The organism is Alcaligenes sp. GCM10023179 (assembly GCF_042653705.1).
GTDB lineage: Bacteria > Pseudomonadota > Gammaproteobacteria > Burkholderiales > Burkholderiaceae_B > Alcaligenes > Alcaligenes phenolicus.
Genome location: NZ_JBHSIQ010000006.1, coordinates 157,785 through 176,251, shown reverse-complemented (window position 1 = coordinate 176,251; position 18,467 = coordinate 157,785). Strand labels below are relative to the sequence as shown.

Annotated in this window: 17 protein-coding genes; 11 read left to right on the top strand and 6 right to left on the bottom strand. The window is 58.2% G+C overall.

Annotation, left to right across the window (positions count from 1 at the left end; genetic code table 11):
- On the bottom strand, nucleotides 1–843 hold the full coding sequence (locus tag ACFPDR_RS17845; RefSeq protein ID WP_376911673.1) for a MetQ/NlpA family ABC transporter substrate-binding protein: 843 nt from the start codon (nucleotides 841–843) through the stop codon (nucleotides 1–3).
- Nucleotides 843–1,670: a MetQ/NlpA family ABC transporter substrate-binding protein gene (locus ACFPDR_RS17840; RefSeq protein ID WP_088453114.1), complete on the bottom strand. Its 828-nt coding sequence runs from the start codon at nucleotides 1,668–1,670 to the stop codon at nucleotides 843–845. Before ACFPDR_RS17840 ends, ACFPDR_RS17845 begins: the two co-directional genes overlap by 1 nt.
- Nucleotides 1,671–2,005: 335 nt before the next feature.
- On the opposite strand from ACFPDR_RS17840, the gene ACFPDR_RS17835 reads away from it, so the two are divergent.
- Nucleotides 2,006–2,269, top strand: coding sequence for a type II toxin-antitoxin system RelE family toxin (locus ACFPDR_RS17835; protein ID WP_035269329.1), 264 nt, complete (start codon nucleotides 2,006–2,008; stop codon nucleotides 2,267–2,269).
- Entirely contained in the window at nucleotides 2,253–2,579 is a 327-nt protein-coding gene (locus ACFPDR_RS17830; RefSeq protein ID WP_042484873.1) for a helix-turn-helix domain-containing protein, read from the top strand. The genes ACFPDR_RS17835 and ACFPDR_RS17830 overlap by 17 nt, the downstream gene beginning before the upstream one ends.
- A 115-nt stretch (nucleotides 2,580–2,694) precedes the next feature.
- Here the strand turns inward: ACFPDR_RS17830 and ACFPDR_RS17825 are convergent, their stop codons facing one another.
- The gene (locus tag ACFPDR_RS17825) at nucleotides 2,695–3,885 is read right to left on the bottom strand and encodes an acetylornithine transaminase (protein WP_035269332.1); all 1,191 of its coding nucleotides are present in this window, start codon (nucleotides 3,883–3,885) and stop codon (nucleotides 2,695–2,697) included.
- A gap of 273 nt (nucleotides 3,886–4,158) precedes the next feature.
- Nucleotides 4,159–5,364, bottom strand: coding sequence for a DNA polymerase IV (dinB, locus tag ACFPDR_RS17820; RefSeq protein ID WP_376911669.1), 1,206 nt, complete (start codon nucleotides 5,362–5,364; stop codon nucleotides 4,159–4,161).
- Nucleotides 5,365–5,541: 177 nt separating this feature from the next.
- Between dinB and ACFPDR_RS17815 the strand changes: the two genes are divergently transcribed.
- The 8 genes from ACFPDR_RS17815 to ACFPDR_RS17780 all read left to right on the top strand — a co-directional run bounded on the left by ACFPDR_RS17815 (nucleotide 5,542) and on the right by ACFPDR_RS17780 (nucleotide 15,665).
- Complete coding sequence (locus ACFPDR_RS17815; protein WP_009461209.1) at nucleotides 5,542–7,113, top strand: ABC transporter substrate-binding protein; 1,572 nt, start codon at nucleotides 5,542–5,544, stop codon at nucleotides 7,111–7,113.
- A gap of 154 nt (nucleotides 7,114–7,267) precedes the next feature.
- Nucleotides 7,268–8,254 (top strand): ABC transporter permease, encoded by a 987-nt coding sequence (locus tag ACFPDR_RS17810; protein ID WP_376911667.1) that lies wholly within the window; start codon nucleotides 7,268–7,270, stop codon nucleotides 8,252–8,254.
- 1 nt (nucleotide 8,255) lies between these two features.
- A complete protein-coding gene (locus tag ACFPDR_RS17805) occupies nucleotides 8,256–9,170 on the top strand; it encodes an ABC transporter permease (RefSeq protein ID WP_009461211.1) in 915 nt (304 codons plus the stop codon).
- Nucleotides 9,171–9,173: 3 nt separating this feature from the next.
- Entirely contained in the window at nucleotides 9,174–10,148 is a 975-nt protein-coding gene (locus tag ACFPDR_RS17800) for an ABC transporter ATP-binding protein (protein WP_083055176.1), read from the top strand.
- On the top strand, nucleotides 10,145–11,149 hold the full coding sequence (locus ACFPDR_RS17795) for an ABC transporter ATP-binding protein (RefSeq protein ID WP_376911664.1): 1,005 nt from the start codon (nucleotides 10,145–10,147) through the stop codon (nucleotides 11,147–11,149). The genes ACFPDR_RS17800 and ACFPDR_RS17795 overlap by 4 nt, the downstream gene beginning before the upstream one ends.
- 142 nt (nucleotides 11,150–11,291) lie before the next feature.
- Nucleotides 11,292–11,852 carry a sigma-70 family RNA polymerase sigma factor gene (locus tag ACFPDR_RS17790; RefSeq protein WP_226349110.1) on the top strand — a complete coding sequence of 187 codons (561 nt, stop codon included), beginning with the start codon at nucleotides 11,292–11,294 and terminating at the stop codon, nucleotides 11,850–11,852.
- An 11-nt stretch (nucleotides 11,853–11,863) separates the two neighbouring features.
- Nucleotides 11,864–12,871 carry a FecR domain-containing protein gene (locus ACFPDR_RS17785; protein WP_376911661.1) on the top strand — a complete coding sequence of 336 codons (1,008 nt, stop codon included), beginning with the start codon at nucleotides 11,864–11,866 and terminating at the stop codon, nucleotides 12,869–12,871.
- A gap of 256 nt (nucleotides 12,872–13,127) precedes the next feature.
- Nucleotides 13,128–15,665 (top strand): TonB-dependent siderophore receptor, encoded by a 2,538-nt coding sequence (locus ACFPDR_RS17780; protein ID WP_376911659.1) that lies wholly within the window; start codon nucleotides 13,128–13,130, stop codon nucleotides 15,663–15,665.
- A gap of 241 nt (nucleotides 15,666–15,906) precedes the next feature.
- Here ACFPDR_RS17780 and panD read toward each other — a convergent pair whose 3' ends face one another.
- Entirely contained in the window at nucleotides 15,907–16,467 is a 561-nt protein-coding gene (panD, locus tag ACFPDR_RS17775; RefSeq protein ID WP_376911657.1) for an aspartate 1-decarboxylase, read from the bottom strand.
- A gap of 261 nt (nucleotides 16,468–16,728) precedes the next feature.
- Between panD and ACFPDR_RS17770 the strand changes: the two genes are divergently transcribed.
- Nucleotides 16,729–17,508, top strand: a complete 780-nt coding sequence (locus ACFPDR_RS17770; protein WP_088451587.1) for an ABC transporter ATP-binding protein — start codon at nucleotides 16,729–16,731, stop codon at nucleotides 17,506–17,508.
- Nucleotides 17,509–17,840: 332 nt separating this feature from the next.
- On the opposite strand, the gene ACFPDR_RS17765 is transcribed toward ACFPDR_RS17770, so the two are convergent.
- The gene (locus ACFPDR_RS17765; protein ID WP_035269337.1) at nucleotides 17,841–18,458 is read right to left on the bottom strand and encodes a flavin reductase family protein; all 618 of its coding nucleotides are present in this window, start codon (nucleotides 18,456–18,458) and stop codon (nucleotides 17,841–17,843) included.
- Nucleotides 18,459–18,467 lie beyond the last annotated feature (9 nt).

Genomic DNA, 18,467 nt, shown 5'->3' with positions numbered 1-18,467 from the left:
TCACTTGCTCGCTGTGCTGCTGCCTTGCCAGGGCAAGGTGTACAGATGGGGGTTGTGATCAAAGCGGTCTGCAATCGTGTTGCGTACCGCTTGCGACTGCTGGAACAGCTCCACGAACTGTTTCAGGGCAGGGTCGTTGACGCGATCTTTGCGCGTAACAAAACCCATTGCATAAAAGGTGTCGGCAATGCCGGAATAGACCAGGGCTTTGCCCGCATCCGCCTTGCGGCCAGCGCTGACGAAATAGCTGGGCCAGACGACGGCCAGATCCACATCCGGCAGGGAATGAATCAGTTGCGGGCCTTCAATTTCCACCAGCTTGAGCTGCTTGGGGTTGTCCACCACATCATTGACCGTAGCCCCGGTATCCAGACCATGGCGCAAGGTAATCAGGCCCGCTTTTTGCAGCAGCAACAGGCCACGGCCCTGATTGACCGGATCATTCGGCAAGGACACGGTTGCGCCCTTGGGAACCTGGTCCAGAGACTGATACTTGTTCGAGTACAGGCCAATGTTTTGCAGCAAGCCCAGACCAATCAATTCCAGGTCGTAGCCACGCTCTTTGATGGCATTGTTCAAAAAGGCTTCGTGCTGGAAGAAATTCACATCAATATCGCGGTTGTTGACGGCCTCGTTGGGCAGCGTCCAATCCATAAATTCCACCAACTGAATATCCAGACCCTGCTTTTTGCCTTCCGGGATCAGCGCTTGCACCGCATCCGAGGTTGCACCGGGAATGGAGCCCACTTTGATCACGGCGGCAGAGCTGCTGAACGGCAGGGCAGCGGCAAACAGAATGCCCAGCGCCCAACGCTGCAGGCGAGAGGAGAAGATCGCAGCCATTATTTCGCCCCTCCTTGTGCATTCAGCCAGGCCAGGGTGTAGAGGCGCTCGTCGTTATTGAATGCCGCACGCGACACGTCACGCACAGACTGCGAGTTTTGATAGATGGAAATGAATTTTTGAATGACAGGATCGTTGGTACGGTCCGCTTTCACCACGAACTGAATGGCAAACTGCGCATCTTCAATACCGGAGTAGGCCAGACCACTGGAAGGATCAAAGGCTTTGGCCGCCACGATGAAATGCGGATAGCCCTGGGCAATATCCACATCACCCGTAATACGCACCAGCTGCGGGCCTTCTACTTCCACAAAGCTGAGCTTTTTGGGGTTCTCGACAATGTCATCCAGGCTGCCCAGATAACCGACCTCTGGCTTGAGCTTGATCAGCCCGACTTTTTGCAGCAAGAGCAGACCACGCCCCTGGTTCACGGGGTCGTTGGCAATGCCTACCTTACCGCCCTGAGGGACCTGGTCCACCGCCTGATGCTTGAGCGAATACACACCCACATTAGCCAGAATGCCCGTACCCGCACTGGCCAGCTTGTAGCCATTTTTCTCGATGGCGTTTTTCAGGAAAGGCTGGTGCTGAAAGTAGTTGATATCAATATCGCCGTTATCCACTGCCACATTGGGCGTGGTCCAGTCGGTGAACTCGATCACCTCGACATTGATGCCTTGGGCCTTGGCATCCTTGGCCGCGGCATTGATGGAATCGGCATAGGCGCCCGGCACCACGCCAATGCGTAAAGAATCGGCGGCAATGGCCGGAGAAACAGCCAGCACAAGGGCACTAGCTACGATGAGTTTGGACAGTTGCTGGAGCATGGTAAACAGTGCCTCACGGGGTGGGCCTGCGCTTGCAGGCAAATCTTGGAAGCTTCTATTACATCGACTCCATTCTCCTGACACCACAACAGAACAATCATTTACTTATGCTGGCTAACAGTTGGATGAAATTACTTTAAGTTATTGATATTTATATTATTTTTTAAAATAAACTAAATACCGCCAACGATGGCATTTGTGATATTTCATGCGCGTTTCAAGTTAGCCGTGGGAGTGCAAGAACAGGAGTCAAAAATGGTTTTTTGCCGTCCTCCGCGCAATTTTTCCAAACTTATATCAAGCAACTTAACTTATAATTAACTTATATTTTGTCCATGAACTCGATATTCTGGACACCCAAAGCCGCCAAACAACTGCGCAAGATCGACAGGCAACACCAGGGCGCTATCCGCGACGGTGTCGGCAACTTGGCTGACATGCCCAATTGCTCCGGATCGCAGAACATCAAAGCGCTGACGAATCACCAGTATGGCTATCGCCTGCGCATCGGAAACTATCGCGTCCTGTTTGATTGGGACGTAGAGATAAGAATTATCGACATCCAGGAAGTGAGAAAGCGCGATGAACGCACGTACTAACATTCAGATCATCAATGGCCCGGACGGCAATCCCGCTTTTGTCGTGATTCCCTACGAAGACTACATCGCCAGCCAGACCCAAGACGGCGGGCTGATCCCCCACGCCGTCGTCAGCAGCACGATCGACGGTGCTACGCCGGTTCGGGCATGGCGTGAACACCTTGGGCTGACACAGGCAGAGCTGGCCGCTCGTCTGGGTATCAGCCAATCTGCCTATGCTCAGCAAGAGAGCAGCGAGCGGCTACGCAAAAGCAGCCTGGAGCGCATTGCCGCCGCACTTGGAATTACACCTGAGCAACTCGACTTCTAAGCCAGGAACGGCGGTTTGCAGGCCTGCTCCAAACCGCTAGACCCGCAGGGCTACCAAAACCCAAAGACCAAAAAAATCCGCCCGAAGGCGGATTTCTTTACAGCAAGCTGGCCGCTTAGCCGCGAACCTTGACCAGGATTTCGTCCAGCCAGGCCAACATCAGGTCGATTTCGTCGGCCGTGATGTTCAGAGCTGGCATGAAACGCAGCAGGTTAGGACGTGGCGAGTTCAGCAACATGCCTTCTGGAGCACGGTCGCGAGCAGCAGCCACGATTTCCGGGCCGTCGTCCTGATCCAGGATCAGAGCACGCAACAGACCTTCACCACGCTCACCATTCATGCCCCACTTGGCGCTAATGGCCAGCAGGCCTTCGGACAGCTGCTTGGCGCGGGCGTTGACCGAAGCCAGGAAGCCAGGAGCAGCCAGTTCGTCGAACACGGCCACGCCAGCAGCGGTCATCAGGGGGTTACCGTTGTAGGTACCGCCCTGGTCGCCTGGCTGGAAGCAGGACACTTCTTCGCGTGCGCACAGTGCCGACAAAGGCACGCCACCACCAATGCCTTTACCCAAGGTCATGATGTCAGGACGGATGCCCGAGTGTTCGTAGGCAAACATGGTGCCGGTACGGCCCATGCCGGTTTGCACTTCGTCCACGATCAGCAGCAATTTGTGCTCGTCGGCCAGAGCGCGCAGACCCTTCATGAATTCCACGGTCGCAGGAATAACACCGGCCTCGCCCTGTACGGGTTCGAGCATGATGCCCACGGTTTGATCGTCGATCAGCGCGCGCACGGATTCCAGATCGTTCAGCTTGGCTTTAGGAAAGCCGTCGACCTGTGGAGCAAACATGCGATCCCAGCCGGGCTTGCCGGACAGGGACATGGTGGCCAGGGTACGGCCATGGAAAGAGTGCTCAAAAGAAATGATCTTGTAAGCGTTGTTCTTGTTGATCTGACCCCATTTGCGCGCCAGCTTGATGGCGCCTTCGTTAGCTTCGCCACCACTGTTGGCAAAGAACACGCGATCAAAGCAGGAGTGTTCCACGATGCGTTTGGCCAGCTCGATAGAGGGCTCGTTGTAGAACGCAGGCGAGGGGTTGATTAATTTGGACGCTTGTTCGGTGATCGCCTTGATCACGTTGGCAGGGCTGTGGCCCAGCGCGTTCACGGCCCAGCCCTGGACGGTGTCCAGGTATCGCTTGCCGTTGTGATCTTGCAGCCAGGAACCTTCTCCTCGCACAAAGACCAACTCCGGACGCTGGGTAATTTCCATTAATGCACGTACACCGGCCCGATCGAATTCCATAACGGCAAACCTTGATGAAAATGAAAGAAGAAAAAATAAACCAGCCCGGCGGCTGGACAATTAATTCTAACGCAGCACACCCCCGGCAGGACGCTTATGCCTGGGACAATGGCCATCTGGCCGTGGATTGTCCCTTTTCTGGTACACATCCGCGCCCTGGCAGGCGCCAAAGCGTTTTAAGCCTGAAATCTTTGCACGGTATCGGGGTGGGAGTCGCCGGGACGCGTTTGTATAAAACCTGTCATCCAAGCAGCCTTCCAAAGATCTGCCTGCCTAAAACAAACCGTCCAGATCCAGTTGACGAGGCTGCTCCTGCGGCATTTCACTGATGGGCAGCAGAGCGCTGGCTTTCACACCCAGCAAGCGCAAGCGTCTGTCCAGCACGGCGCGTTTCAAATTCTGGCGGACGGCGGCCAAAATGGCATCCGCCGCCAGCACGGGAGCGGGCAGGGACAGGTCGCGCGTCACGGTTTTGAAGTCTTCGAACTTCAGCTTGATGCCTATGGTTTGGGCGCACATGGCGGATTTGCGTAAATCCTGCTCCAGCTTTTCACACAGAGACTCCAGCACGGCAGACAGGCGGGACCGATCCATGCGCACGTGCAGATCACGCTCGAAGGTGGTTTCACGACTGATGGATTTAGGCGTGCGGTCGGTGGATAAGGGGCGCTCGTCCTGGCCTTGAGCCACGGCCATCAGCCATTGCGCGTAGCGCAGGCCAAAATGTTCCTGCAATTTTTCTGCAGGTGTGGCGGCCAGTTCCCCGATCTTCTGTATGCCCATTTCCGTCAGTTTCACGACGGACTTGGGACCAATGCCATTGATCTTGCCCACAGCCAGCGGCCAGATGCGGGTAGGCACATCGTCCATGGTCAGCACACAGGCCCCATTGGGCTTGTTCAGTTCTGAGGCAATTTTGGAGAGCAGCTTGTTGGGCGTAATGCCTACCGAACAGGTCAGGCCGGTGGCCTGGTTCACGGCTTGTCGAATCTGCTCGGCCAGTTCGTGGCTGTCTTCGGTTTTATGGCTAAGGTCTACATAGATCTCGTCGATACCCCGATCCTCGATATGGTCCGAGACCGTGGCTACGGCCTGTTTAAACAAGCGCGAATAATGGCGGTAAGCTTGAAAATCGGCAGGCAGCAAGATGGCATCGGGGGCCAGTTGGGCCGCCTTCATTAAACCCATGGCCGAGAACACACCCAGCTGACGCGCTTCGTAGGTAGAAGTCGTGGCCACCCCGCGCCCAACGTAATCGGCCAGACGGGCATGTTGCCAGCTGCCATCGGGCAATTGCCTGGGCGCATCAGCACTGCGCCCGCCAATCACCACGGGACTGCCGCGCAAATGCGGGTAGCGCAGCAGCTCCACCGAGGCATAAAACGCATCCATATCCACATGAGCGATACGCCGCTCCAGAGGTTTTTCTTCTTGTGCCGCCACCTTGATCAGCCCATTAACTGTATATATGTACACCATTATAGCGACAAGTCAGCGGTACACCGAGAGCCACTGAATAAGCGCCGGGATGATATAAATCACTAAACATCATTAAGCTGACAGCAGGCTGAAACTACGTATTGAATCGGCAGCAAGCGCCCGGTTACTATGCAGCCTCTCTATCAGCGACACCAAGCACCCCAACAGGAGGTTTTCATGAAAAAAACAGTATTGGCTGCTGCGCTGGCAGCTCTGGTCGCCCTGCCCTTGGTGGGCCACAGCAAAACGCTTACCTGGTCCAGCCAGGGCGACTTCATGACGCTGGACCCACACGCACAGAACGAAAACCTCACGATCACAGGCAGCATGTATGTCTATGAGGCGCTGGTGGACTACGACAAGGATTTCCAGATTGTGCCCAGCCTGGCCACGGCCTGGGAACAGCGTGAACCTACTGTCTGGCGCTTTACGCTGCGCGAAGGGGTGAAATTCCACGACGGCGCTCCCTTTACCGCCGATGACGTGGTGTTCTCCATTCAGCGCGCCATGGCCCCTACGTCCAACTTCAAGGCCTACGTGAACGGCATCGTCAAGGCTGAAAAAGTGGACGACAAGACGGTGGACATCATCACCGCCGCGCCCAACCCGGTTCTGCTGCGCCAATTGACCAGTGTGTTCATCATGAACAAGGCCTGGTCGGAAAAGAACAATGTGACCCAGCCCCAGGACTTCAACAAGAACGAAGAAACCTACTCGGCTCGCAACACCAACGGTACCGGCCCTTACAAGCTGAAGTCGCGTGAAGTGGACGTGCGCACCGTCTTTGTCGAAAACGAAGAATGGTGGAACAAGGGCAACAAGGTGGGTAACGTCACCGAAGTGATCTACGTACCTATCAAGCAGAACGCCACCCGTACCGCTGCCTTGCTGTCTGGCGAAGTGGACCTGGTTCTGGACCCGCCTGCGCAGGACTTGCAGCGTCTGCGCCAGCAAACCAAGATTGTGGAAGGCAACGAGTACCGCACCATCTACCTGGGTCTGGACCAGAAGAATCCAGAGCTGAAATACAGCAGCATCAAGGGCAAGAACCCCTTTGCTGACCAGCGTGTGCGTGAAGCCCTGTACGTGGCCATCGACATTGAAGCCATCAAGAAAGCCGTGATGCGCGGTTCTTCCGCCCCCACCGGCACCATGGTGGCCCCTCAGGTTCACGGCTACACCAAGGAATTGGCCCAGCGCCTGCCTTACAGCCAGGATCGTGCCAAGGAACTGCTGAAAGAAGCCGGTTACGACAATTCCCTGACCTTCACCCTGGATTGCCCGAACGATCGCTACATCAACGATGAAGCCATCTGCCAGGCCATCGTGGGCATGTGGGCCAAGGTCGGCGTGAAAGCCAACCTGAACGCCATGCCACGCGCCACCTACTTCCCCAAGGTACAAAGCTTTGACTCCAGCGCCTACATGTTTGGCTGGGGCGTGCCGACCTTTGATGCGCTGTACACCCTGCAAAGCCTGATGCACAGCAAGGGCGAGGGCGCTGACGGCTCCTTTAACTTTGGTGGCTACGAAAACGCCGAAGTGGACGCCTTGATCGACCAGATCAAGACCGAAACCGACACCGCCAAGCGCGATGCGGCCATCCACAAGGTTCTGGAAATTCATGCCAAGGAAGTGGGTCACATTCCCCTGCATGACCAGATCATTCCTTGGGCCATGGCCAAGAAGGTCAACGTGGTACATCGTGCGGACAACCGCATGCTGGCCCAATGGACCACCATCGACTAAGTTGTTTTCATACCCAGCCCCGCCTCCGTGCGGGGCTGGTTCCCATTACGCTGTAGTCATCCGTTTCTACACCAGCCCCCTTGCCGGGCCCTTTCTACACATTAAGGACGACACTGGTCGCGAGTGATCCTCGCGCTCTACCAGGAGACCGCCTATGCTGGTATTTATTATTCGCCGTCTGATCCAGGCTGTTCTGGTGATGCTGACGGTCAGCCTTCTGGCTTTTGTGCTGTTCCGCTACATTGGTGACCCGGTCACCATCATGCTGGGACAGGACGCCACCGAACAAGATCGCGTGGAACTGCGTGCCAGCCTGGGGCTGGACCAACCCGCCCCCGTGCAATTCGGACGCTTTGTGTCCCAGGCCGTACAAGGCGAATTTGGCCTGTCCCTGCGGCAAGCCCAACCGGTTTCCACCCTGCTCAAAGACCGCCTGCCTGCCACCGTAGAACTCTCCGTGGTGGCCGCCATACTGGCCTTGCTGATAGGCCTGCCACTGGGCGTGTACACCGCCTTGAAGCGTAATAGTTTCATGGCGCAAAGCATTCTGGCCTTTTCATTGCTGGGCATATCACTGCCCACCTTCCTGATCGGTATCTTGCTGATCCTGATCTTCTCCGTGCAATTGGGCTGGCTGCCCAGTTATGGCCGGGGAGAAGTCCTGAAGTTTGGCTGGTGGAGTACCGGCCTGCTTAGCTGGGACGGGATCAAGCATTTGATCCTGCCCGCCATCACGCTCTGTTTGTTCCAGCTCACGCTGATCCTGCGTCTGGTGCGCTCCGAGATGCTGGAAGTACTGCGCGCCGACTACATCAAATTTGCTCGTGCCCGTGGCCTGTCGCAACGCGCCATCCACTTTGGCCACGCCCTGAAAAACACCATGGTGCCGGTTATCACCATCACGGGGCTGCAACTGGGCGGCATCATCGCCTTTGCCATCGTGACGGAAACCGTTTTCCAATGGCCGGGCATGGGTCTGCTGTTTATCCAGGCCGTGCAATTTGCCGACATCCCCGTGATGGCGGCCTATCTCTGTCTGATTGCCCTGGTATTTGTTGTGATCAACCTGCTGGTAGACCTGCTGTACTTCCTGGTCGATCCACGTCTGCGCACCCAATTGTCGGGCGCCAAGGGGCACTAATATGTTCGCTAAATTGAAAACCGCCTGGGATAGCGATCTGGTCTGGTCCTGGCGTCACTCGCCCGTCGCCATTGCGGCCACCATCATGGCCTTGCTGCTGTTTATCGGCGCGCTGGGTGCCCGCTGGGTGGCTCCTTACGATCCCTTCGATCTGACCTCCATCGATCTGATGGATGCCTTGCTGGCCCCGGCCTGGTCGGAAAACGGGTCGCCCCAATACTGGTTGGGAACAGACAGCCAGGGGCGTGACCTGTATTCGGCCCTGTTGTACGGGACGCGCACCTCCTTGCTGATCGGTCTGGCCTCGGTAGCCTTGTCCATGGTGGTCGGTATCGTGCTGGGCCTGCTGGCCGGTTACTCCGGTGGCCGTGTGGATGCCTTCATCATGCGTGTGGCCGATGTGCAGCTGTCCTTCCCGGCCATCCTGATTGCCTTGCTGATCGACGGGGTGGCCCGTGCCGTGTTCCCCTTGAACATGCACGATGTAGTCGCCTTCCCGGTGCTGATCGGGGCGATTGCGCTGGCCGGTTGGCCGCAATATGCCCGTACCGTGCGTGGCTCCACGCTGGTGGAGAAAAACCGTGAATACGTACAGGCTGCCCGCGTGATTGGCGTGTCCTCCCCGCGCATCATGTTCAGCCATGTGCTGCCCAATGTGATGGGCCCCGTGCTGGTGCTGGCCACCGTGCATCTGGCCACCGCCATCATCACCGAAGCCACGCTGTCCTTTCTGGGCGTCGGCGTTCCGGCCACCTCGCCTTCTCTGGGCACCCTGATCCGGATCGGTAACGACTTCCTGTTCTCGGGCGAATGGTGGATCACGATTTTCCCTGGCCTGATGCTGGTGCTGCTGGTGCTGTCGGTCAACCTCCTGGGCGACTGGTTGCGTGACGCCCTGAACCCCAAATTGAGCTAAGCCATGACTGCACTCTTAACTGTCCAAGACCTGTGTGTCGAATTCCCGACCCGGCGTGGTGTGCTCCAAGCCCTGGATCATGTGTCCTTTTCCATCGCCCCCGGCGAAGTGCTGGGAGTGGTGGGGGAGTCCGGTGCCGGTAAATCCCTGACGGGTTCCTCCATTATTGGTTTGCTCGATGCCCCCGGTCGCATCAGCGGCGGCCAGATCCTGCTGGAAGGCGAGCGCATCGACAATCTGAACCAGGACCAGATGCGCAAGATTCGTGGCCGCAAGATTGGCGCGATTTTCCAGGACCCGCTGACCTCGCTGAACCCGCTCTATACCGTGGGTCATCAACTGGCTGAAACCATCGTCACGCATCTGCCCTTGTCCTGGAAACAGGCACAGGAACGCGCCATCGAATTGCTGGAAGCTACCGGCATTCCGGCAGCGCGCGAGCGTATTGACCACTATCCACACCAGTTCTCCGGCGGCATGCGCCAACGGGTGGTGATTGCGCTGGCCCTGGCGGCCGAGCCCAAGCTGATCGTGGCAGACGAACCTACTACTGCACTGGACGTGTCAATTCAGGCGCAGATTATCGACCTGCTGAAAAAGCTCTGTCGCTCGCAAGGCACCTCGGTCATGCTGATTACCCACGATATGGGGGTGATTGCGGAAACCGCCGACCGCGTGGCCGTGATGTACGCCGGTCGCATTATCGAGATCGGCCCTGTACAGGATGTAATCCAGAAACCCAGCCACCCTTATACCCGTGGCTTGATGCGTTCCATTCCCAATCTGCACGCGGGGCTGGAGCGTCTGGAACAAATCCCCGGCAGCATGCCGCGCCTGAACGCCATCCCGCCCGGCTGCGCCTTCAATCCACGCTGTGATCGTCGCTTTGATCGCTGCCTGGTCGAACGCCCCGAACTGTTGCCTGTTCCCCCACAAACACAGGCGGCCTGTTGGCTGCATGCACAGGAGTCCGCATGAGCACCCCTAAACAAGCCCTGGTCCAGGTCAAGGACGCTGCCTGCTGGTTTGATGTGTCCCCGCCCTTGCTGGAACGTCTGGTCTACCGCAAACCCAAGGTAAACCTGCGCGCGGTCGATGGCGTCAGCTTCACCTTGAACAAGGGTGAAACCCTGGCGCTGGTGGGTGAGTCCGGCTGTGGGAAATCCACCGTGGCCCGTTTGCTGACGGGCCTGTATTCGCTGACACGTGGCGAGATTCTGTTTGATGGCCAGTCTCTGAAAACCATGGACAAGGCCAGCCAGAAGGCCATGCGCAAACGCCGTCAGATGATTTTTCAGGACCCCTATGCCAGCCTGAATCCTCGTTGGCGCGTGGGCCGCATCATTGCCGAACCACTGGTCACCCACACGGACATGAGCCGCGCCCAGCAGGACGCCAAAGTGGCCGAGCTGCTGACGCAAGTGGGCCTGAACCCCAGCGACGCCCAGCGCTACCCGCACCAGTTCTCCGGCGGCCAGCGCCAGCGTATTTCCATTGCCCGTGCTCTGGCTCTGCAACCCGAGTTCATCGTCTGTGACGAGCCCACCTCGGCGCTGGACGTGTCGGTGCAGGCACAGGTCCTGAACCTGATGAAGGATTTGCAGCGCGAACTGGGGCTGACCTATCTGTTCATCTCGCACAACCTGGCGGTGGTGCATCACGTGGCCGACCGGGTTGGCGTCATGTATTTGGGCCGGATTGTGGAAATTGCGCCACGCGACGATTTGTTCGCGCAGCCTCGCCACCCCTACACGCGCATGTTGCTGGGAGCCATTCCCGACATGAGCGGAGCGGGCAAAAGCCGCATCCCGGTCGCTGGTGAAGTGCCTAATCCACTGAACCCGCCATCGGGCTGTACCTTCCATCCACGCTGCCCGCTGGCCAATGATCGCTGCCGCCGCGAAGCCCCGGCTTTGCTGCAAACCGGGCCGCAAGAAGTGGCTTGTCATGCTGTAGAAGAAGGGCGCGATCAGGCCTGATCGCTTGCGATGCCAACAGTAAAACCGCCCACGGCAACTTGCCGAATGGGCGGTTTTTTCTGATAATTGAGAATTATTCTCAGTTCTCATTGCCCGATTCTCTACCATTTTTCTGGTCGAGCAGGCACCACTGGAACGCATCATGCACAATGCCGCCTTCTCACCCGACACGGAATCGCTCTACCGGAATTACCACGGCTGGTTGCATAGCTGGCTACGACGCAGGCTAGGTAATTCCTTCGATGCGGCCGATCTGGCCCAAGACGTTTTTGTCCGACTGCTACAGAAACCCCGTCAATTCGGCAGCGAGCCCGAAGCCCGTGTGTATTTGCGGCTCATGGCCAATGGCATGTGCGTGGACTTATGGCGACGCCGTCAGATTGAACAAGCCTGGCTGGAAGAGCTGGCCAACCGCCCGGCCGCCCTGGTTCCTTCTGCCGAACACCAGGCCCTGGTGCTGGAAGCCCTGCAAGAGATAGACAGCATGTTGCGCACCCTGCCCGCCAAAGTGGGCAATGCCTTTTTCATGGCCATGGCCGACGGCATGAGCAACCGGGAAATTGCAGAAGCGCTGGGCGTGTCCACACGCATGGTGCACCGATACCTTAGCCAGGCCATGCTGTGCTGCCTGAAGCTGGAAGCCCGCCATACCGCCTCTGACATGCCCGTGCATCAGGCCTCCTGCGTGCCCGAGCCACGCTGATTACCCGCCCCATGAGCACTTCCGAACTGCATCCCGACGATACGCTGGAGCCTTCATTTGACGCGCTGGAGCAGGCCGCCGAATGGTTTGCCCTGCTGCGCTCGGACGAGGCCTCGGCCCAGGACCGACAAAGCTGGCAAGGCTGGCTGGCCGCTCAGGCCGAGCATCGCAAGGCCTGGCAGTATGTAGAGCGCATCAGTGGCCGCTTTGAACCGATACAAAGCAGCGACAGCCGCCAGGCTGCCGTCCAAAGCTATTGCCTGGCCAACCGACGAATGGGACGCCGCCGCCAATTGCTGCTGGGCCTGGGCACACTGGCAGGCAGCAGTTTGGGCAGTTGGCTGGCTTGGCAGCATACGTCCTTGCCCGGCACAGTAATGGCCTGGTCAGCCGAGCATCGTACCGCCCGTGGTGAAGTCCACCAACTGACTTTGCCCGATGGCTCTACCGTTTGGCTCAGCTCCGACACTGCAATGAACCACGACTACCGAGGCAATCAACGGCTGCTCTCCCTGGTTCAGGGTGAAATTCTGATCGATACAGCGGCCGATCCTGCACGGCCCTTTCTGGTCGAAACCCGTCAAGGCTTGCTGCGTGCCTTGGGGACACGCTTTACGGTGCGACTGGACGGTCAGGAGACTTTTCTGGCGGTGTATCAAGGCGCGGTACAGGTGGACACGGCAAACAAGCGCCAGCAGCACATTATCCATGCCGGTCAGCAGACACAGCTTTCGCGTACCGCGATTGCGGCTACCACTGCTGTCCTGCCCGAGCGACAAAGCTGGACCAAAGGCATCCTCGTCACCGACAACACACCCTTGATCGAGGTCGTGCGCGAATTGCAGCGCTATCGCGGCGGCCACCTTAGCGTTTCACCCGAGGCGGCCCAGCTGCCTGTGATTGGCAGCTATCCCTCCACCGATCCGGACCGGGCCTTGAGAATGCTGGAAGGGGTGCTGCCCATTCGCATCAAACGAACCCTGCCCTGGTGGGTCAGCGTTGAACTTGCCGAGCACTGACCTTGATTCAGACACACACATTCACGGGCATCAGCCGCCGTGCATGACAAGCCGGTTTACGGGCCTATTCAAGCGGCCAATGCTTCAAACCGGCTATTTCCACTTTTCCGAGTTCCGCTTTTCCTTGGCGTGTTCGATATACCTGATGAGGGCATCGTTTTACCCGTCTCCTGGCACAAAACCAGAATCTGACCAGGACACACGCAAACCGGCTCGCTCTCGCCGACTACACCGCTTCCAAGGAGCAGAATTCATCATGCCCGGCTATTCCCAGCCTGTCGCCCGAGGGGCGAACTCTTTTGGTGCCATGCACTTTTTCCGACCCGGTTTCAAACTAAGCCCCTTGGCCTGCGTGCTGCAACTTGCCCTGGCCAGCAGTGCATTGAGCCTGGCAAGCTGGCATCCTCAAGCTCACGCCCAAACCATCAATAGTGCGTCTGCCAAACAACAAAGCTACAGCATTCCAGCGGGCCCCTTGAGCACAGCGCTGGCTCGCTTTGCAAGCGCATCCGGCGTACTGGTCGCTGGAGCCGGTGAGCTGGCCAGGGACAGAAACAGCCCAGGCGTTTCCGGCACGTTTTCGCCCCAGGCCGCGCTGGATGCACTGTTGGCCGGTACTGGCCTGACTGCTGTTGCCAGCTCGGATGGCAGCTACCATCTGCGCCAAGTCCCAGAGGCACCTGCCGGTGACGTCACCCAGCTGAGCACCGTAACCGTACGGGGACGACTCGATCCCAGAACCGAAGGCACAGGCAGCTACACCAACGCATCGGCAAGCTCGGCCACGCGCATGAACCTGACTGCACGTGAAACCCCGCAGTCGGTCAGCGTGATCACGCGCCAGCGGCTCGACGACCAGGGTTTGCTCACGCTTAATGACGCACTCAAGCAGGCCACCGGCGTCAAGGTACAAGAAGGCGAAGTGCTGGGCACGACTTATCAGATCCGCGGCTTCTCGCTGGATACGGCACAGCTTGACGGCGTGCCTGTCTCGCTGGGCGCAGGCGGCTCGGAAGCGGCCGCCGACATGGCCATCTACGATCGCGTGGAAGTGGTACGCGGCGCGGCGGGTCTGTTGCAGGGGGCCGGCAACCCGGGCGGCACGCTCAATCTGGTGCGCAAGCAACCCACCCGTGAATTTGCCGCCAGCGGCAGCGCGATGGTGGGATCGTGGAACAGCTACCGTGTGGAAGCCGACGTCTCCAGTCCGCTCAACCACAGCGGTGATCTGCGCGGGCGGGTGGTGGCCGTGCACGACGACCGCGACTCCTTCGTGGATCACGTCAAGGAACGCAAGGAAGTGCTGTATGGCGTCTTGCAATACGACTTCACTCCCTCGATCACGGCCACCGTGGGGGTGGACCATCAGCGCACCAAGGGTACGCCCAACGGCACTGGCGTCGTCTTCTTTGACGATGGCGGCGATCTCGAACTGCCACGCAGCACTTACCTGGGGGCCGACTGGAACCACCGCGCCACCCGCAGCACCACCGTGTTCGGCGATCTGACCTGGGAGATGGACAACGGCTGGCAGACCAAGCTGTCGGCCAACCGCCAGCACTACGACGTAGACACGGTGTTTCTGTCCGCCTCGGGCGCGGGCGTGGACCGCAACACGCACCAGGGCCCACTCCTGAACTACGCACGAGCCAGCAGCCTGAACCGCACCCAGACCAGCGTGGACCTGTACGCCTCGGGCCCATTCTCCTTGCTGGGCCGCAAGCATGAGCTGGTAGTAGGTGCGAACATGCGTCGCAATCCCACCGAAACCGACCAGGTGCCGCTGCGTGAATACGCCAGCATCCGGCCCGATGTCTTTAACTGGGACCCCACCTCGCTGCCTCCGCCCAATATTGGACCCTATGAATCGCGCACCGCCACCACCACCAAGCAGTCGGGCATCTATACCGCTGCTCGTCTAAGCCTTGCCGATCCGCTCACCTTGATCGTGGGTGGTCGTTGGAGCTGGTGGGACTACAGCAGCGACAGCACCAATCTGCTCACCGGCGCCAACACTGCCTCCTCGAGCTACAAGGTCAGTGGCGAGTTCACACCGTACGCCGGTCTGATATTCGATCTGAACGACAACTACTCGCTGTACGCCAGCTATACCGACGTGTTCCGTCCGCAAAACGCCATCGATCGCAACGGCTCCTTGCTCAAGCCCATCGTGGGTGCCAACTACGAGGCGGGTATCAAGGGTGAATTCCAGGATGGCCGCGTGCAGGCTTCGCTGGCGGCCTTCCGTATCGAAGAAACCAACCGCGCCCAGACCGATCTGGACGGCCCCAAACCGTGCCCCTACACCACCAGCGACTACTGCTCGATTGCCTCAGGCAAAGTGCGCAGCGAAGGAATTGAGGCGGAGTTGACAGGTGAACTGGCCCCAGGCTGGAATCTGACGGCTGGCTATACCTACAACACCACCAAGTACGTGAAAGATGCGGCCAACCAGGGCAAGCCCTTCAACACGCGCACGCCAGAACATATGTTCAAGCTCTTTACCTCGTACCGCCTGCCAGGCTCGTTGCGCCAGTGGACAGTGGGGGGTGGCTTCACGTGGCAGACCAAGTTCCTGTACGAGAACACGGCCGGCACGATCCGTATCGAGCAAAATCCTTACGCCGTGGCTGATCTGATGGTGCGCTACGACTTCACGCCCAAGGTTTCAGCCACCCTCAACCTGAACAACGTGTTCGACAAGAAGTACTACCGTTATATTGCCCACGAACGCGCCTACAACTACTACGGCGACCCACGCAACGTGATGCTGACGCTGCGCGCCCAATATTGACGCTGAACGTGATGAACAAGGTACTCAAGCGCTCTGATCGCAGCGCTCTGGGTATCTTGTGATCTGACGATACGCTGCACTACGGCGCTGCACCAAATGCCATATTCAGGCTAGAGCGCCAGAAGTCATTGGGCCACGAACGGGCTAAAACAAAAAACGCGGTGTTTGCTGCCAGGGGCAGTGCACACCGCGTTTTTTAATAAAGCCATCAGCGGGCCTGATGCGGCCCGGTGACATTCAATCAGTTCTGGTTCGCAGGTGCGAAATCGGCCAGGTGGCAGGACAGGATATCGGCAATGGCACGATCATCCAGGCCACGAGAGCGCAGGTCTGCGGACAGGGCGTCCACGTCAACACGGGCCAGTGGGCGCTCTGCACCGCGAGGGCGGTCGTCGCGAACCACGCGGAAGTCGTAATCGCGCTGGGCGGTCTTGGCCACTTCGTAGTGCATGACTTCATCCACTTCGTTTTCCGGCGTGAAGGTCAGCACGGTAGGGCGCAGGGAATACAGGTCTTCGGAGTTCATCACGTATTCGGTTGCGCAGATGATGACGGTGTCGCCCTTTTGACAGGTACGGGCCGCCGCACCGTTCAGGACCACACAGCGCGAGCCGGATTCACCGAAGATCACGTAGGTAGAAATACGGGCGCCACTGTCCTTATTCCAGATTTCCACAAACTCCATGGGTAAAATGCCCGCTTGTTCGCAGATTTCAGGATCCAGTGTGATCGAGCCGTGATAGTTCAAGTCGGCACCGGTCACCTTGATACCATGCAGCTTGGCACGGACCACTTTTTTCATGACAACACTCTCTAGAAACAGGTCCCCTGTAACGGACACCTAAGCTTGGCTAAAACGCGGCTTGCGCTGCGCCCTTAGCCCGATCAGGGCTGCGGGAAAGACTGCATCATAAACCCAGAAATGCGCGCAAATCCGTTTAGACCCACAGATTTGTACGGGAAAACCACAGCATCAATGATTTGCCTGACGGCCAGTCTGTGCTGTAATCCCCTCTGCCGCGTCGCGCCGGTCTTTTTTATTTTCAATACGATACCGTTTTCCATGCCCAACCTGCTCATCGAGAATATTCACAAACGCTATGGTTCCCTGGAGGTCCTCAAGGGAGTCTCTCTCAGCGCGGAGCCGGGCGATGTCATCAGCCTGATCGGGTCCAGCGGTTCGGGCAAAAGTACGTTTCTGCGTTGCATCAACTTTCTGGAAACGCCCAATTCCGGCCGTATCGTCATCAAGGGCGAGGAACTGAAAACCCGTCTGGACCCCAAAACGGACGAACTGGTTGCGGTAGATAAACAACAGCTCAAGCGCCTGCGCACCAGCCTGGCCATGGTGTTCCAGCACTTCAATCTGTGGTCCCACATGACGGTGCTGGAAAACATTACCGCCACGCCCATTCATGTACAGGGCATGGACAAGGCGCAGGCCATTGCCAAAGCGGAGCTGTATCTGGACAAGGTAGGCCTGTCGCGCGATCTGGCCAAACAATACCCGGCCTTCTTGTCGGGCGGCCAGCAGCAGCGTGTGGCGATTGCCCGAGCGCTGGCGCTGGAACCTGAAGTGATGCTGTTTGACGAACCAACCTCGGCACTGGACCCCGAGCGTGTGGGCGAGGTTCTGCGCGTTATGCAGAATTTGGCCGAAGAAGGGCGCACGATGGTGGTGGTTACGCACGAAATGAGCTTTGCGCGCAACGTCTCCAGCAAGGTGGTGTATCTGCACGAAGGTCAAATCGAGGAAGAAGGCCCGCCAGAAGAAGTGCTGGTGTCGCCACGCAGCCCTCGTCTGGCACAATTCCTGGCAGCGGGCGGTTCGTCCAAGAGCTAAGATGCCCGCCTACGGCGCGCAATACGGATTGACAGGTCTGTGACTGGCTATCTGCCCCTTGGGTCGGTCGGATCGACCCGTCACCGAGCAATCACGAAGCAGTAGGTTCGCTACGCCTGCCAGGCTGCGACACGACGGAAACATCGAAAAGCCGGATCGCCGGGCCGCCGGATCGCCAGACAGCCGAATGTATATCAGCAGGTAAAACAGCCCAAAGACTTCGGCCACACTCTGAGCAGACATAAAGCAAACGGCGCCTTGCGGCGCCGTTATGCATTTGCAACCATCCTAATGAAGCCGCCAACCAGCGGCTTCTGACTACAGCCCTGCTATCAGGACTTGGGACGTGGCATATCAAACAAGGCCAAGTCCGTAATCTCAAAGTAATCGCCAGGACCACCACCACGCAGAATCGGACGTGGGATCGCGGTACGGTAAATGCCGTCCACGATGCTGTTGGGCGACACATGCACACCTACCACTTCGCCCAGCACCATCCAGGTGTTCAGGTCTTTGCCTTCCGAGTCTTTCAGCTGAAAGTGCGTCGTCACCTTGCACTCCAGCGAGGCATGGCTCTCGCCCACGCGGGGGGCATCAATCAGGCGGGAATCCACAGGCGTCAGGCCCGCGACTTCAAACTCGCGCACATCTTGTTCCAGGCTGGTCATGTTCATGGGTTCGGCCAGATCACGGGTAGCCAGGTTCCAGGTAAAGACGCCGGTTTCAATTGCGTTACGCACGCTGTCTTTGTAGCCCACGCTGGAAAAAGCGATGACAGGCGGGCGATAGTTGAACACGTTGCAGAAGCTGTATGGAGCCAGGTTCAGCACACCTTCCTTGCTTTTGGTGCCAATCCAGCCGATGACACGGGGACCCACAATAGAACTGATCGGGTCGTGGCGCAGTCCATGGCCTTGTGTGGGTTCGTAGAAGTGAAAGTCTTTCTGCACGGTTCTCTC

What these genes read in the sequence shown, in the direction of transcription:
- dinB (WP_376911669.1), bottom strand. Translation starts at nt 5,364, where the DNA reads ATGGTGTACATATATACAGTTAATGGGCTGATCAAGGTGGCGGCACAA.
- ACFPDR_RS17840 (WP_088453114.1), bottom strand. Translation starts at nt 1,670, where the DNA reads ATGCTCCAGCAACTGTCCAAACTCATCGTAGCTAGTGCCCTTGTGCTG.
- ACFPDR_RS17795 (WP_376911664.1), top strand. Translation starts at nt 10,145, where the DNA reads ATGAGCACCCCTAAACAAGCCCTGGTCCAGGTCAAGGACGCTGCCTGC.
- ACFPDR_RS17815 (WP_009461209.1), top strand. Translation starts at nt 5,542, where the DNA reads ATGAAAAAAACAGTATTGGCTGCTGCGCTGGCAGCTCTGGTCGCCCTG.
- ACFPDR_RS17770 (WP_088451587.1), top strand. Translation starts at nt 16,729, where the DNA reads ATGCCCAACCTGCTCATCGAGAATATTCACAAACGCTATGGTTCCCTG.
- ACFPDR_RS17800 (WP_083055176.1), top strand. Translation starts at nt 9,174, where the DNA reads ATGACTGCACTCTTAACTGTCCAAGACCTGTGTGTCGAATTCCCGACC.
- ACFPDR_RS17825 (WP_035269332.1), bottom strand. Translation starts at nt 3,885, where the DNA reads ATGGAATTCGATCGGGCCGGTGTACGTGCATTAATGGAAATTACCCAG.
- ACFPDR_RS17790 (WP_226349110.1), top strand. Translation starts at nt 11,292, where the DNA reads ATGCACAATGCCGCCTTCTCACCCGACACGGAATCGCTCTACCGGAAT.
- ACFPDR_RS17810 (WP_376911667.1), top strand. Translation starts at nt 7,268, where the DNA reads ATGCTGGTATTTATTATTCGCCGTCTGATCCAGGCTGTTCTGGTGATG.
- ACFPDR_RS17780 (WP_376911659.1), top strand. Translation starts at nt 13,128, where the DNA reads ATGCCCGGCTATTCCCAGCCTGTCGCCCGAGGGGCGAACTCTTTTGGT.
- panD (WP_376911657.1), bottom strand. Translation starts at nt 16,467, where the DNA reads ATGAAAAAAGTGGTCCGTGCCAAGCTGCATGGTATCAAGGTGACCGGT.
- ACFPDR_RS17805 (WP_009461211.1), top strand. Translation starts at nt 8,256, where the DNA reads ATGTTCGCTAAATTGAAAACCGCCTGGGATAGCGATCTGGTCTGGTCC.
- ACFPDR_RS17830 (WP_042484873.1), top strand. Translation starts at nt 2,253, where the DNA reads ATGAACGCACGTACTAACATTCAGATCATCAATGGCCCGGACGGCAAT.
- ACFPDR_RS17785 (WP_376911661.1), top strand. Translation starts at nt 11,864, where the DNA reads ATGAGCACTTCCGAACTGCATCCCGACGATACGCTGGAGCCTTCATTT.
- ACFPDR_RS17845 (WP_376911673.1), bottom strand. Translation starts at nt 843, where the DNA reads ATGGCTGCGATCTTCTCCTCTCGCCTGCAGCGTTGGGCGCTGGGCATT.
- ACFPDR_RS17835 (WP_035269329.1), top strand. Translation starts at nt 2,006, where the DNA reads ATGAACTCGATATTCTGGACACCCAAAGCCGCCAAACAACTGCGCAAG.